Here is a 14,322-nt window from a genome sequence, read left to right on the forward strand (position 1 = left end):
GGGCGGTACGGGTCTCGTGCGGGGTCCGCCGGCGGTCTCCAGCGGTGTCCGAGGAACCTAGCGAGTCACCCCCGCGCGGAGCAACGCAGGTCACCGCGGGGCGACCTGCGGTGACGCGGCCCGCCGCCCCGCCGCCCCCGCGGGGCGTCACGGGGCCAGCGACGCCGCGAGCGCCGCGGCGGCGGCGCCCGGGTCGTCCGCACCGGTCAGGGGGCGGCCGACCACGAGCAGGTCGGCGCCGTCGGCGAGCGCCTGCTCGGGGGTGGCGACGCGCTGCTGGTCGCCGGCGGCCGCGCCCGCCGGGCGCACGCCGGGCGTGATGAGGGTGGTCCCGGCCGGGACGGCGGCGCGCACCGCCGCGACCTCCCGCGGGGAGCAGACGATCGCCCGGGCCCCGGCGCGCACGCTGAGCACGGCCAGGCGCACGGCCGCGTCGAGCGCCGGGCCGGCGAGCCCCACCCGCGCGAGGTCGTCCTCCCCCAGCGAGGTGAGCACCGTGACCGCGACGACGCGGGTGCGCGGCAGGGCCCCGGCCGCCGCCGCGACCATCGCCGGTCCCCCGCTCGCGTGGACGGTGAGGTACGCCGGCTCGAGCTCCGCCACCGCCCGCGCGGCACCGGCGACGGTGTTGGGGATGTCGTGGAGCTTGAGGTCGAGGAACACCGCGCGCCCGCCGCTGGCCTCGCGGCAGGCCGTCACGGCCTCGTGCCCGTGGCGCAGGAAGAGCTCGAGGCCCACCTTGACCGTGCTCACGTGGGGACCGACGGCGCGGGCCCACCGCACCGCCGTCGCCAGGTCGGGCGCGTCGAGGGCGACGGCGACGGGGGCCACGGGGGCGCTCACGCGGGCACCCCCTCGGCGCGCCGGCGCGGCAGCTGGTGGTGGGCGGCGCCGACGGCGTCGGTGAAGCGGGCGAAGCCGCGCTCGGCCAGCGCCTGGCGCAGCTCGCGCTGCACCCGCAGCGGGGCGGACGGGTCGTTGAACGTCGCGGTGCCCACCGACACCGCGTCGGCGCCGGCGAGGACGAGCTGCAGGGCGTCCAGGCCCGTGCGGACCCCGCCCATGCCGAGGATGGGCACGTCCGGCAGCGCGGCGCGCACCTGCCACACGCAGCGCACGGCGACCGGGCGCACGGCCGGACCGGAGAGCCCGCCGGTGACGCCGGCGAGCGCCGGGCGCAGCGTGTCGGTGTCGATGACCATGCCGAGCAGCGTGTTGATCATGCTGAGCCCGTCGGCGCCCGCGTCGACGCAGGCCCTCGCGACCTCGACGATGTCGGTGACGTCGGGCGAGAGCTTGGCGAGCACCGGCACCCGCGCGGGCGTCCGCCGGCGCACCGCCGAGAGCACCGACGCCGCGGCCGCCGGGTCGCAGGCGAAGACCTGCCCCCGGGACTCGACGTTGGGGCAGGAGATGTTGACCTCGAGGGCGGTGACGCCCTCCTCGCCGCCGACCCGCTCGGCCAGGGCGGCGTACTCGTCGACGCTGCCGCCCGCGACGGACACCACGGCCCGGGCGCCCCGCTCGCGCAGCCACGGCAGGTCGTGGGCGAGGAACGACGCGACGCCCGGGCCCTGCAGGCCGATGGAGTTGAGCATCCCGCTGGGGGTCTCGGCCATGCGCGGGGTCGCGCGGCCCGACCGCGGCTCGAGCATGATCGACTTCGTGACGACGGCACCGAGCTCGGTGAGGTCGAGGAAGGGGTCCAGCTCGCGGCCCGCGGCCGCGCACCCGGAGGCGGTGAGCACCGGGGCCGGCAGGTCGACGCTGGCCAGGGGGGCGGTCATGTCGACCGCGGACGGCTCGAGCAGGCTCACCGGTGACCTCCTGCGACGGGGGCGCCGAGGGTGCCCTCGGGGACGGTGCCGACGTCGGCCCAGCGCACCCGGTCGCCGCGGAACACCGGGCCCTCGGTGCAGGAGCGGACCATGCGGGTCGTGCCGTCGGCGCCGACCACCGGCAGCACGCAGGTCATGCACACGCCGATGCCGCAGGCCATGGCCTCCTCGACCGCGGTCTGCGCCACCGCGCCGGCGCGGGTGGCCGCGGCGGTGACCGCGGCGAGCATCCCCATGGGGCCGCAGGCGTAGACCGCCTGCGTCCCGCCGCGGCGCATGACGTCGGGGAGCACGTCGGTGACGCGGCCCCGCTCGCCCTGCGACCCGTCCTCGGTCGTCACGCTGACCGAGGAGGCGTACCGGCGGACCTGGGTCACCCCGAAGAGGCGGCCCGCGCTCGCCGCGCCGAGCACGACGTCGACGCGGCAGCGGCGCTCGCGCAGCTGCTCGGCGAGGGCGACGAGGGGCGCGGCGCCGTACCCGCCGCCGACGAGCAGGCAGCTGGCCGCCCCGGACGACGCGGCGGGCAGCGCGAACGGGCGCCCGAGCGGGCCGACGACGTCCACGGCGTCGCCCGGGCGCACGCCGGCCAGCCACCGGGTGCCGGCGCCGTGCGGGGCGAAGACGACCTCGACGGTGCCGCCGTACCGCCCACCCGGGGTGGCGCGGTAGACCGAGAAGCTGCGGCGCAGCAGCATGCTGCTCTGCTCGCCGCCGACCGCGAGCGCCACGAAGTGCCCCGGCCGCACGTCGTCGGCCACGCCCGGCGCGACGAGCGTCAGCGACAGGTAGTCGCCGACCGGGCGCAGGGTGAGCACCTCGGCGCGCACCTGCACGGGCCGGCCGCCGCTCACGGGCGCACCGCCTCGAGCGCGGCGCGCACCCGCGCGCCGTGCTCCTGCAGCGAGCGGACCCCGAGGTCGCCGCGCATGGCCTCGATGCCCTGCACCGCCGCGGCGAGCTCCTGCACGGTGGTGATGATCGGCCGGTTCATCGAGACCGCGGCGGCGCGGATCTCGTACCCGTCGGCGCGGGCCGTCTGGCCGGTCGGGGTGTTGACGACCATGTCGACCGCGCCGTCGAGGATGCGCTCGACGACCGTCGGCTCGCCCGCCGGGCCCCGGCCCTGCGAGTGCTTGCGCAGCACGGTGGCCCGCACGCCGTTGCGGCGCAGCACCTCCGCGGTCCCCTCGGTCGCGGCGATCTCGAAGCCGAGGTCCGCGAGCCGCTTGACCGGGAACACCATGGAGCGCTTGTCGCGGTTGGCCACCGACACGAAGACGGTCCCCTTGGTGGGCAGGCCGCCGTACGCCGCCGTCTGCGACTTGGCGAACGCCTCGCCGAACGTCTCGTCGATGCCCATGACCTCGCCGGTCGAGCGCATCTCCGGCCCGAGCAGCGCGTCGACGCCCTGGCCCTCGACCGTGCGGAAGCGGTGGAAGGGCAGCACGGCCTCCTTCACCGACACCGGTGCGTCGGCCGGCAGGGCGCCGCCGTCCCCGTGCGCGGGCAGCAGGCCCTCGGCGCGCAGCTCGGCGATGGTGGCGCCGAGCATGACCCGGGCCGCGGCCTTGGCCATCGGCACCGCCGTCGCCTTCGACACGAACGGCGCCGTGCGCGAGGCGCGCGGGTTGGCCTCGAGCACGTAGATGACGTCGCCGGCCAGCGCGAACTGCACGTTGAGCAGGCCGCGCACCCCGACCCCGCGGGCGATCGCCTCGGTGGAGCGGCGCACCTGCTCCACCTCGTCGCGCCCGAGGGTCACCGGCGGCAGCACGCAGGCGGAGTCGCCGGAGTGCACGCCCGCCTCCTCGATGTGCTCCATGACGCCGCCGAGGTAGAGCTCGTGCCCGTCGTAGAGCGCGTCGACGTCGATCTCGACGGCGTCGTCGAGGAACCGGTCGACGAGCACCGGCCGCTCGGGCGAGACCTCCGTGGCGGTGGCCATGTAGTCGCGCAGCTGCTCCTCCGCGTAGACGATCTGCATGCCGCGCCCGCCGAGCACGTACGACGGGCGCACGAGCACCGGGTAGCCGATCTCCTCGGCGATCCGGCGGGCGCCGGCGTACGAGGTCGCCGTGCCGTGCCGCGGCGCGGGCAGCCCGGCGTCGGCGAGCACCTCGCCGAACGCGCCCCGGTCCTCGGCGAGGTGGATCGCCTCCGGCGGGGTGCCGACCACCGGCACGCCGGCGTCCTTGAGCCCCTGGGCCAGGCCCAGCGGGGTCTGCCCGCCGAGCTGCACGACGACCCCGACGACCTCGCCCGAGCGCTGCTCGGCGTGCACCACCTCGAGCACGTCCTCGAGCGTGAGCGGCTCGAAGTAGAGCCGGTCCGAGGTGTCGTAGTCGGTGGAGACGGTCTCGGGGTTGCAGTTGACCATGACGGTCTCGTAGCCGGCGTCGCGCAGCGCGAAGGACGCGTGCACGCACGAGTAGTCGAACTCCACGCCCTGCCCGATGCGGTTCGGGCCGCTGCCGAGGATGACGACCTTGCGCCGGGTCGACGGCTCGACCTCGTCCTCCTCGTCGTAGGACGAGTAGTGGTACGGCGTGACGGCCGCGAACTCCGCCGCGCAGGTGTCGACGGTCTTGAAGACCGGCCGCACCCCGAGCGCGTGCCGCACCCCGCGCACGACCTCCTCGGTCAGCCCGCGCAGGGCGGCGACCTGCGCGTCGGAGAAGCCGTGCCGCTTCGCCCGGCGCAGCACCGCGGCGGTCAGCTCGGGGGCCTCGCGGACCTCCGCGGCGACCTCCTCGAGCAGCAGCAGCTGGTCCACGAACCACGGGTCGATGCCGGTGGCCTCGTGGACCTCCTCCGGGCTCGCGCCCGCGCGCAGCGCCTGCTGCACGTCGACGATGCGCCCGTCGTGGGGGCGCGACGCACGGCGCAGCAGCTCCGCGGGGTCGCCGGGCTCGCCGTCCCAGTGCAGCGCCGCGCCCCGCTTCTCCAGCGAGCGCAGGGCCTTCTGCAGCGCCTCGGGGAAGCTGCGGCCGATGGCCATCGCCTCCCCGACGCTCTTCATGTGGGTGGTGAGGGTCGGGTCGGCCGCCGGGAACTTCTCGAAGGCGAACCGCGGCACCTTCACCACGACGTAGTCGAGGGTCGGCTCGAACGAGGCCGGCGTCTCGCGGGTGATGTCGTTGCGGATCTCGTCGAGCGTGTGGCCGACGGCCAGGCGCGCGGCGATCTTCGCGATGGGGAAGCCGGTCGCCTTGGACGCGAGCGCGCTGGAGCGCGAGACGCGCGGGTTCATCTCGATGACGACCATGCGCCCGGTCGACGGCTCGACGGCGAACTGGATGTTGCAGCCGCCGGTGTCCACGCCGACCTCGCGGATGACGCCGATGGCGACGTCGCGCATCCGCTGGTACTCGCGGTCGGTGAGCGTCATCGCCGGCGCGACCGTGATCGAGTCGCCGGTGTGCACGCCCATCGGGTCGAGGTTCTCGATGGAGCACACGACCACGACGTTGTCGTTGCGGTCGCGCATGAGCTCGAGCTCGTACTCCTTCCAGCCGAGGATCGACTCCTCGAGGAGCACCTCGGTGGTGGGGCTGTGGTGCAGCCCCGCGCCGGCGATGCGGCGCAGGTCGGTCTCGTCGTACGCCATGCCCGAGCCGAGCCCGCCCATGGTGAACGAGGGGCGCACGACGACGGGGTAGCCGAGGTCCTGCACGGCCCCGAGGCAGTCGTCGATGGAGTGGCAGACGGCCGAGCGCGCGGACTCCGCGCCGACCCGCTCGACGACGCCCTTGAACCGCTCGCGGTCCTCGCCGGCCTCGATGGCGTCGACGTTGGCGCCGATGAGCTCGACGCCGTAGCGCTCGAGCACCCCGGCCGCGTGCAGCGCCATGGCGGTGTTGAGCGCGGTCTGCCCGCCGAGGGTGGCGAGCAGGGCGTCGGGCCGCTCCCTGGCGATGATCTTCTCGACGACCTCGGGCGTGATCGGCTCGACGTACGTCGCGTCGGCCACGTCGGGGTCCGTCATGATCGTCGCGGGGTTGCTGTTGACGAGGACGACCCGCAGCCCCTCCTCGCGCAGCACGCGGCAGGCCTGGGTGCCGGAGTAGTCGAACTCGGCGGCCTGGCCGATGACGATCGGCCCGGAGCCGATGACCAGGACGCTGGACAGGTCCTCGCGGCGGCTCACTTGCGGCTCTCCATGAGGTCGAGGAAGCGGTCGAACAGGTACGCCGCGTCGTGCGGCCCGGCCGCGGCCTCCGGGTGGTACTGCACCGAGAAGGCCGGGACGTCGAGGCAGCGCAGCCCCTCGACGACGTCGTCGTTGAGGTTGACGTGCGACACCTCGGCCCGCCCGAAGGGCGTCTGCGCGGTCCCCTCGCTGGGTGCGTCGACCGCGAACCCGTGGTTGTGCGACGTCACCTCGACCTTGCCGGTGCGGCGGTCCTGCACCGGCTGGTTCACGCCGCGGTGGCCGTACCGGAGCTTGTAGGTGCCGAAGCCGAGGGCCCGGCCGAGGACCTGGTTGCCGAAGCAGATGCCGAACGTCGGCACCTCGGCGCCGAGGGAGGCCCGCACGAGCCCCACGGCGTGGTCGGCGGTCGCCGGGTCGCCCGGCCCGTTGCTGAGGAAGACGCCGTCCGCGCCGACCGCGAGCAGCTCCTGCGGGCTCGTCGTGGCGGGCAGCACGTGGACCTCGACCCCGCGCTCGGCCATCCGGTGCGGGGTCATCCGCTTGATGCCGAGGTCGATCGCGGCCACGGTGAAGCGCTTCTCGCCCTGCGCCGGCACGACGTACGCCTCCGGCGTGGTCACCTGCGCGGTGAGGTCGGCACCGGCCATGCCGGGGCTGGCGAGCACGCGCTCCAGCAGCGCGGCGGGGTCCTCCTCGACCGAGGAGACGCCGACGCGCATCGCGCCCCGCTCGCGCAGGTGGCGGGTCAGCGCGCGGGTGTCGATGCCGCTGATGCCGACCACCCCGTGCGCGGCGAGCTCCTCGTCGAGCGAGCGCTGCGCGCGCCAGCTCGACGGCCGGCGCGCGGGGTCGCGCACCACGTAGCCCTCGACCCAGATGCGCCGGGACTCGGGGTCCTCGTCGTTGACGCCGGTGTTGCCGATCTGCGGGGCCGTCATGACGACGACCTGCCCCTTGTACGAGGGGTCGGTCAGCGTCTCCTGGTAGCCGGTCATGGCCGTGCAGAACACGGCCTCGCCGAACGTCTCGCCCACCGCGCCGTACGCGTCGCCGCGGAACGCGCGCCCGTCCTCCAGGACGAGCAGGGCCTGCTGCGCCGGGCTCACCGCCGCTCCCCCGCGATCCGCTGCACGGCCGCGACGATCGCGTCGCGGTCCTCGGCCCGACGGTTGCGGAAACCGCTGTCCAGACTGCGTTCCCCGTGCTGCCACGTGATGACCACCAGGCCCCCTTCCTCCACGAACTTGCCCGCCATCCCCCGTTCGAGCCGGACGCCGCGCATCGCGGCGGCCGGCACCCACACGTCCGGCGCGCCCTCGCGCTCGAACAGCACGCCCCGCTCCGCGACCGTGAGGATCGCGGCGCTGCGCACGCCCAGGCCGTGCACGACGATCCGGTCGAGCCAGTCGCCCTCGGTCGTCGTGACGACGTACGTCCCCTCGGCGCTCACCAGGCCGTCGCCGAGGTCGTCCGGCGCCTCCGGCAGCGGCGGCACGTCGCCCTGCGCGGCGGCCCGGCGCCGCCAGCCCCGCCACGCCAGCAGCACGATGCCGACGACCACGAGCAGGGTGAGCCCGGTCCACGCCAGCCGCTCGGGCAGGCGCGTGACCTCCTGCTGCTCGGCGGCGAGCAGGATCACGCGAGCTTCCCGTGCTCGACGGTCGGCCGCCCGCGCAGCAGGGTGGTGACGACCCGCCCCGGCAGGGTGCGCCCGGCGTAGGGCGTGTTCCGGCTGCGCGAGGCCAGCTCGCCCGGCACCACGGTCCAGCGCGCCGCCGGGTCGACGAAGGCGACGTTCGCGGGCGAGCCGGCGGCGAGCGGCGCGCCGTGCCCCTCGAGCCGGCCGATCCGCGCCGGGCGCACCGACATGCGGTCCGCGACGCCGGCCCAGTCGAGCAGCCCGGTGTCCACGAGCGCCTCCTGCACCACGGACAGGGCGGTCTCGAGGCCGAGCATCCCCATGGCACCCGCGGCCCACTCGCAGTCCTTGTCCTCGACCGGGTGCGGGGCGTGGTCGGTGGCGACGCAGTCCACCGTCCCGTCGGCGACGGCCTCGCGCAGCGCCCGCACGTCCTCGGCGGTGCGCAGCGGCGGGTTGACCTTGTACGTCGGGTCGTACGTCGCCGCCAGCTCGTCGGTGAGCAGCAGGTGGTGGGGCGTGACCTCCGCGGTGACGTCCCAGCCCTTGGACTTGGCCCAGCGCACGATCTCCACCGAGCCCGCCGTGGACAGGTGGCAGACGTGCAGGCGGCTGCCGACGTGGGCGGCGAGCAGGACGTCGCGCGCGATGACGGCCTCCTCGGCGACCGCCGGCCAGCCGGGCAAGCCGAGCGCACCGGAGACGGCGCCCTCGTTCATCTGCGCGCCCTCGGTGAGCCGCGGCTCCTGCGCGTGCTGGGCGACCACGCCGTCGAAGGCGCGGACGTACTCCAGCGCCCGGCGCATGAGCACCGCGTCGGACACGCACCGGCCGTCGTCGCTGAACACCCGGACCCGGGCGCGGGAGTCGGCCATGGCGCCGAGCTCGGCGAGCCGCTCGCCCGCCAGCCCGACGGTCACGGCGCCGACCGGCGCCACGTCGCAGTGCCCGGCCTCGCGCCCGAGGCGCCAGACCTGCTCCACCACGCCCGCGGTGTCGGCGACCGGGTCGGTGTTGGCCATGGCGTGCACCGCGGTGTAGCCGCCGAGCGCGGCCGCGGCGGTGCCGCTCTCGACGGTCTCGGCGTCCTCGCGGCCCGGCTCGCGCAGGTGGGTGTGCAGGTCGACCAGGCCCGGCAGCGCGACCAGCCCGTCCACGTCGACGACCTCGGCGCCGGAGAGGGTGCCGGCCGGGCCCACCTCGGCCAGGACCTCGCCGCGCACGAGGAGGTCCGCCGGCTCGCCGCCCAGCGGCCGGGCCCCCCGGTAGACGCGCTCGCTCATGCCGCTCCCCCGCTGGTGTCGTCGGTCCCGATCGCCGGCTCGCTGCCCCCGAGGAGCAGGTAGAGCACGGCCATGCGCACGCTGACGCCGTTCGCCACCTGCTCGACGATGGTGGAGCGGGGCGAGTCCGCGGCCTCGGCGCTGATCTCCAGGCCCCGGTTCATGGGCCCGGGGTGCATGACGAGCGCGTGCTCCGGCAGCGCGGCCAGGCGCGCCGCGTCGAGGCCGTAGCGGCGGGAGTACTCGCGCGCGCTCGGGAAGTAGCCGCCGCCGGCAGTGCTCATGCGCTCGCGCTGCACCCGCAGCATCATCACCGCGTCGGTCTTGGGCAGCACCGCGTCGAGGTCGTAGGACGTCTCGCACGGCCAGCCCTCGACCCCCAGCGGCAGCAGGGTCGGCGGCGCGACGAGGACGACCTCAGCCCCCAGGGTGTGCAGCAGGTGCACGTTGCTGCGCGCGACCCGGCTGTGCAGCACGTCGCCGACGACCGTGACCCGGCGCCCGGCCAGGTCGCCGCGGCCGCCGGCGAGGTGGTGGCGCAGCGTGTACGCGTCGAGGAGCGCCTGGGTCGGGTGCTCGTGGGTGCCGTCGCCGGCGTTGACCACCGCGCCGCGGATCCAGCCCGAGTGCGCGAGCCGGTGCGGCGCGCCCGAGGCCTGGTGCCGCACGACGACCGCGTCCGCGCCCATGGCCTCCAGGGTCAGGGCGGTGTCCTTGAGGCTCTCGCCCTTGGACACGCTCGAGCCCTTGGCCGAGAAGTTGATGACGTCGGCGGAGAGCCGCTTGGCGGCGGCCTCGAAGGAGATGCGGGTGCGGGTGGAGTCCTCGAAGAAGAGGTTCACCACGGTGCGCCCGCGCAGCGTCGGCAGCTTGCGCACCGGGCGGTCGGCCACGCGGGCGAGCTCGGCGGCGGTGTCGAGGACGAGCAGCGCGTCGTCGTACGCGAGGTCCTGGGTGCTCAGCAGGTGCCGCCTCACGCGCCGGCCCCCGCTGCGCCCTGGCGGATGAGCACGCGGTCCTCGCCGTCGAGCTCCTCGAGGAGCACGCGGACCTCCTCGCGCAGCGAGGTCGGCAGGTTCTTGCCGACGTAGTCCGCCCGGATCGGCAGCTCGCGGTGCCCCCGGTCGACGAGGACGGCGAGCTGGACCGCGCGGGGGCGCCCGACGTCGGCGAGCGCGTCGAGCGCCGCGCGGACGGTGCGCCCGGAGAAGAGCACGTCGTCGACGAGGACCACGGTGCGCCCGTCGACCCCGCCCGGCGGGATCTCGGTGCGCTCGAGCGCCCGGGCGGGGCGCAGGCGCAGGTCGTCGCGGTGCAGGGTGATGTCGAGGCTGCCGGCCGGGACGGGGGTGCCCTCGACCTGCTCGAGGCGCTCGGCGAGCCGGCGGGCCAGGGGGACCCCGCGCGAGGGGACGCCGAGCAGGACGAGCCCGTCGGTGCCCTTGTTGCGCTCGGCGACCTGGTGGGCGATGCGCGTGAGGGCCCGGGAGATCTCGTCCGGCTCGAGGACGGGGCGCTCGGGCGGCGGCGGTGCCGCGGCGCTGGCGGACGTCACGGGGTGGACCTCCTTCCCCGCCTCTCGGGACGGGTCGTTAAAGGACGTCGTGCGCGTCGACCCTACAGGGCCCGGCGGACGCGCCGCGCACGCGCACCGTCCCCCCGTACGGAGCAGAGCGTGCTCGTCGAGCCCCTGCTGAGCACGGTCCGTGAGAATCGGCGAAACGCTTGCATCCGCACGTGACCCTCCGTAATGTCACTCCCGGTGACAGGCATGACAGCCGGTCACCGGACCGGCGAGGGGCCGGTCCGCCGCCCATCGACCGGGGGGTCACCCGTGTCCACCGAGTACGCGAAGGCCCTCGGGCTCAAGCTCCGCTCCATCCGCACCCAGCAGGGCCTGTCCCTGCACGGCGTCGAGGAGAAGTCCCAGTCGCGGTGGAAGGCCGTCGTCGTCGGCTCGTACGAGCGCGGCGACCGCGCCGTCACCGTGCAGAAGCTCGCCGAGCTCGCCGACTTCTACGGCGTGCCCGTGGCCGAGCTGCTGCCCGACAGCAGCCCCATGGCCGCCGCCGAGCCGCCGCCGCGGCTCGTGCTCGACCTCGAGAAGCTCGCCGCCGTGCCGTCGGAGAAGGCTGGGCCGCTGGCCCGCTACGCCGCGACGATCCAGGCGCAGCGCGGCGACTACAACGGCCGCGTGCTCTCGATCCGCCAGGACGACCTGCGCACCCTCGCGGTGATCTACGACGAGTCGCCGAGCGTGCTCACCGAGCAGCTCATCGGCTGGGGCGTGCTCAACCCGGAGGCGCGCCGCGCCGTGGAGAGCATCGACCGCTGACGCGCCGCGGGGCGGGGGACGTCGGTCCCCCGCCCCGTGCTCGTCCCGGGCCCTCAACCGGCCCGTGTGGACGCGCCGGCGGGGCCGCGCCTCACGGGGCGAGCGTGAGCCCCAGGTCGCGCAGGCGGCCCAGCAGGCCGTGGACGAAGTCCGGCGACTCGTCCGTGGACAGCTCCGCGACGAGGCTCGTGGCCTCGTCGAGCACGACCTCGGCCGGCACGTCGCCGACGAGGAGCTCGTACGCCCCCAGGCGCAGCACGTTGCGGTCCACCGCCGGCATGCGCTCGAGGGTCCACCCCCGCGCGTACGTCGCGAGCAGCTCGTCGATGCGCTCGCGGTGCGCGGTGACCCCCTCGACGAGGGTCACCGTGTAGTCGTTCACCGGCGGGTCGGCGGCGTCGACGCGGCGCGCGAGCGCCACCGACGGCGCCACGCCCTGCGCCTCGGCCTCGAAGAGCACGTCCAGCGCGCGCTTGCGCGCCTTGCTCCGGGCCGGCACTAGCTGGTCACGCGCCCGAGGTAGTCGCCCGAGCGGGTGTCGACCTTGACCTTCTCGCCGGTGGTGATGAACAGCGGGACCTGGATCTCCGCCCCGGTCTCCAGCGTCGCCGGCTTGGTGCCGCCGGTGGAGCGGTCGCCCTGCATGCCCGGCTCGGTGTACTGGATCTCCAGCTCCACGGCGGCGGGCAGCTCGATGTAGAGCGGCGTGCCCTCGTGGATCGCCACGACCGCGTCCTGGTTCTCCAGCATGTAGTCCTTGGCCGAGCCGACCGTGGCCGCGGGGACGTGCATCTGGTCGAACGACTCCATGTCCATGAACACGAAGTCGTCGCCGTCCGGGTAGAGGTACTGCATGTCGCGCTTGTCGACCGTGGCGGTCTCGACCTTCACGCCGGCGTTGAAGGTGCGGTCGACGACCTTGCCCGAGAGCACGTTCTTCAGCTTGGTGCGCACGAAGGCGCCGCCCTTGCCGGGCTTGACGTGCTGGAACTCGACGACGGACCAGAGCTGGCCGTCGATGTTGAGGACGAGGCCGTTCTTGAGGTCGTTGGTGGTGGCCACGGGTGGCGGTCTCCTGCGCGGTCGGTAGCGGTTCGGGGGCGAGCCGGCTCCGTCAGAGGACGAGCAGCTCGCGGGTCGTGGCGGTGAGCAGCTCGGTCGTCGCACCGACCACGAGCGTGTCCTCGATGCGGACGCCGCCGCGCCCTGCGAGGTAGACCCCGGGCTCGACGGTGACCGGCGTGCGGTCGGCCAGTCTAGCCTCCGCGTCGTACCCCATCATCGGCGCCTCGTGGATCTCCAGGCCGACCCCGTGCCCGAGCCCGTGCGGGAAGTCCTCGCCGTGCCCGGCCTCCTCGACGACCCGGCGCGCGGCGCGGTCGACGTCCGCGACGGGCACGCCCGGGGCCAGGGCCTCGCGCCCCGCGCGCTGCGCCTCGTGCACGAGGGCGTGCAGGTCGCGCTGCCAGGCGGCCGGCTCGCCGAGGACCACCGTACGGGTGCAGTCGGCGTGGTAGCCGCCGTAGCGGGCGCCGAAGTCGATCTTGAGCAGGTCGCCGCGCGCGACCTGCCGGTCCGTGGGCCGGTGGTGCGGGACGGCCGAGTGCGGCCCCGTCGCGACGATCGAGGGGAAGCCCACCGCCTCGGCGCCGAGGGCCAGCATGCGGGACTCGAGGTCGAGGGCGATGTCGCGCTCCGAGCGCCCCGGCGCCACCGTCGGCAGCAGCTGCTCGAGCGCCTGCGTGCTGATGGCGCACGCCGCGCGCAGCAGCGCCAGCTCGTGCTCGTCCTTGACCGAGCGCAGCCCCTGCACGAGCGGGCCCAGGGCGACGAGGTCGACGCCGGTCCCGGCGAGCTCGCGGTGCAGGGCCACGGTCACGTGCTGCTCGTCGACCGCCACCCGGACCCGTCCCCCGCGCGCCGCCTCGCGGGCGAGGGCGAGGGCGACGGCCCGCTGCACGAGCAGCTCGACGCCCGGCGCCTCCTCGGCGGCCTGCGTGCGGTAGCGGCCGTCGGTGGCCAGCACGTCGCGCCCGGCGCCCACGAGCAGCGCCCCGTTCGACCCGGTGAAGCCGGTGAGGTAGCGCACGTCGACCAGGCGCGTCACCAGCGCCGCGTCGGCGCCCAGCCCGGGCAGCGCGGCCCGAACTCGGTCGCGGCGCGCGGCGAGCGCCTCGGGCGGTGCGGGCTGGGGGCGTCGCGGGTGCACCCCGCGACCCTAGCCGCGCTCAGCCGGCCGGCGCCCAGGAGGACACGGACAGCACCGTCCCCGCGCAGGGGCTCACCAGTTGCGGCGAGGGGGTGCCCTGCACCCGCACCCGCGCCCCGACCTCCACCGCCCCGCGCAGCCGCTCCGGCAGCACCCAGGAGCCGCCGTCGTCCGCGACGAGCTCGAGGCAGCCCGGCTCGACGCCCTCGCGGACGGTGCCGGTGATCGTGCGCGCCGTCGGCACGTCCGTCGGCGCCTTGGGCGGCCCGGACGGGCGCGCGAGCACCGGAGGGCTCGTGCTCGACAGCGGCGGCGGCGGGGTCGGGGTCGGGGTCGTGGCGGGGGTGCCGGCGGGGGTGCCGGCGGGGGTGCCGGTCGCGGCAGGGCCGCCGTCGCCGGGGGGCGTCGCCGGGGTCGAGGCGCCGAGGGCGCCGCCCGTCGGGACGGCCCCCGGCCCGCCGCCCTGCGCGCCACCGCCCTGCTCGCCGCAGCCCGCCACCGCACCTCCCAGCAGGACGAGCCCGGCCACCGCCGCCGCCCGCACCCGTACCTTCCTCCGCACCGCTCCCATGCCCGCTCCGACGCAGCCGGACCCCGTCCGGTTCCACCCGGTCCGCCCCGGCTCGCGCCGCCCCCTGCCCTCGCAGGCCGGTGTGCGGGCGCGGGCTGCGCCCGTGCCCGAAGTGCGCACCCAGCGGTCGGCGTGCCGCGGCCGTCCCGGCCCGACACGCCGCTCCCCGGCCACGGCGGTGTGCGCGAACCGGGCACGGTCCCGCCCGCGGTCCGTCGTCGCCGCGCCGGTGGTGCGCTGCGCGGACCACCTCCCGGAGGGCGGGCGGTGCGTACCGGCGGCGCCCCCTGT

At 75.8% G+C, this 14,322-nt stretch carries 14 protein-coding genes; 1 reads left to right on the forward strand and 13 read right to left on the reverse strand.

The features are described from left to right. Window positions 1-147 precede the first annotated feature (147 nt). Genes pyrF through pyrR form a run of 9 tightly spaced genes read right to left on the reverse strand, consistent with a single transcriptional unit; the run spans window position 148 to window position 10,471 of the window. Complete coding sequence (pyrF, locus tag D5H78_RS05615; protein ID WP_119949465.1) at window positions 148-843, reverse strand: orotidine-5'-phosphate decarboxylase; 696 nt, start codon at window positions 841-843, stop codon at window positions 148-150. After that, on the reverse strand, window positions 840-1,787 hold the full coding sequence (locus D5H78_RS05620; RefSeq protein ID WP_119949896.1) for a dihydroorotate dehydrogenase: 948 nt from the start codon (window positions 1,785-1,787) through the stop codon (window positions 840-842). Before D5H78_RS05620 ends, pyrF begins: the two co-directional genes overlap by 4 nt. A gap of 26 nt (window positions 1,788-1,813) precedes the next feature. Then, the gene (locus tag D5H78_RS05625; protein WP_119949466.1) at window positions 1,814-2,692 is read right to left on the reverse strand and encodes a dihydroorotate dehydrogenase electron transfer subunit; all 879 of its coding nucleotides are present in this window, start codon (window positions 2,690-2,692) and stop codon (window positions 1,814-1,816) included. Continuing rightward, window positions 2,689-5,988, reverse strand: coding sequence for a carbamoyl-phosphate synthase large subunit (gene carB / locus D5H78_RS05630; protein ID WP_119949467.1), 3,300 nt, complete (start codon window positions 5,986-5,988; stop codon window positions 2,689-2,691). Before carB ends, D5H78_RS05625 begins: the two co-directional genes overlap by 4 nt. Then, entirely contained in the window at window positions 5,985-7,100 is a 1,116-nt protein-coding gene (carA, locus tag D5H78_RS05635) for a glutamine-hydrolyzing carbamoyl-phosphate synthase small subunit (RefSeq protein ID WP_119949468.1), read from the reverse strand. The genes carB and carA overlap by 4 nt, the downstream gene beginning before the upstream one ends. After that, window positions 7,097-7,633, reverse strand: a complete 537-nt coding sequence (locus D5H78_RS05640) for a PH-like domain-containing protein (RefSeq protein ID WP_119949469.1) — start codon at window positions 7,631-7,633, stop codon at window positions 7,097-7,099. The genes carA and D5H78_RS05640 overlap by 4 nt, the downstream gene beginning before the upstream one ends. Next, window positions 7,630-8,916, reverse strand: a complete 1,287-nt coding sequence (locus tag D5H78_RS05645) for a dihydroorotase (RefSeq protein WP_119949470.1) — start codon at window positions 8,914-8,916, stop codon at window positions 7,630-7,632. The genes D5H78_RS05640 and D5H78_RS05645 overlap by 4 nt, the downstream gene beginning before the upstream one ends. Then, the gene (locus tag D5H78_RS05650) at window positions 8,913-9,893 is read right to left on the reverse strand and encodes an aspartate carbamoyltransferase catalytic subunit (protein ID WP_119949471.1); all 981 of its coding nucleotides are present in this window, start codon (window positions 9,891-9,893) and stop codon (window positions 8,913-8,915) included. Before D5H78_RS05650 ends, D5H78_RS05645 begins: the two co-directional genes overlap by 4 nt. Beyond that, window positions 9,890-10,471, reverse strand: a complete 582-nt coding sequence (gene pyrR, locus D5H78_RS05655; protein WP_119949472.1) for a bifunctional pyr operon transcriptional regulator/uracil phosphoribosyltransferase PyrR — start codon at window positions 10,469-10,471, stop codon at window positions 9,890-9,892. Before pyrR ends, D5H78_RS05650 begins: the two co-directional genes overlap by 4 nt. 279 nt (window positions 10,472-10,750) lie before the next feature. Here pyrR and bldD point away from each other — a divergent pair, with 279 nt between their 5' ends. Further along, complete coding sequence (gene bldD / locus D5H78_RS05660) at window positions 10,751-11,251, forward strand: transcriptional regulator BldD (protein WP_119949473.1); 501 nt, start codon at window positions 10,751-10,753, stop codon at window positions 11,249-11,251. A gap of 91 nt (window positions 11,252-11,342) precedes the next feature. Here bldD and nusB read toward each other — a convergent pair whose 3' ends face one another. Genes nusB through D5H78_RS05680 form a run of 4 tightly spaced genes read right to left on the reverse strand, consistent with a single transcriptional unit; the run spans window position 11,343 to window position 14,031 of the window. Then, window positions 11,343-11,750 carry a transcription antitermination factor NusB gene (nusB, locus tag D5H78_RS05665; RefSeq protein WP_119949474.1) on the reverse strand — a complete coding sequence of 136 codons (408 nt, stop codon included), beginning with the start codon at window positions 11,748-11,750 and terminating at the stop codon, window positions 11,343-11,345. Beyond that, window positions 11,750-12,313, reverse strand: a complete 564-nt coding sequence (efp, locus tag D5H78_RS05670; RefSeq protein ID WP_119949475.1) for an elongation factor P — start codon at window positions 12,311-12,313, stop codon at window positions 11,750-11,752. Before efp ends, nusB begins: the two co-directional genes overlap by 1 nt. A 52-nt stretch (window positions 12,314-12,365) precedes the next feature. Further along, window positions 12,366-13,460, reverse strand: a complete 1,095-nt coding sequence (locus D5H78_RS05675) for a M24 family metallopeptidase (protein ID WP_119949476.1) — start codon at window positions 13,458-13,460, stop codon at window positions 12,366-12,368. Window positions 13,461-13,479: 19 nt separating this feature from the next. Next, window positions 13,480-14,031 (reverse strand): DUF5818 domain-containing protein, encoded by a 552-nt coding sequence (locus D5H78_RS05680; RefSeq protein ID WP_133412007.1) that lies wholly within the window; start codon window positions 14,029-14,031, stop codon window positions 13,480-13,482. Between the last annotated feature and the right edge of the window lie 291 nt (window positions 14,032-14,322).

Origin of the sequence: Vallicoccus soli (genome assembly GCF_003594885.1) — a bacterium.
GTDB classification, from domain to species: Bacteria; Actinomycetota; Actinomycetes; order Motilibacterales; family Motilibacteraceae; genus Vallicoccus; species Vallicoccus soli.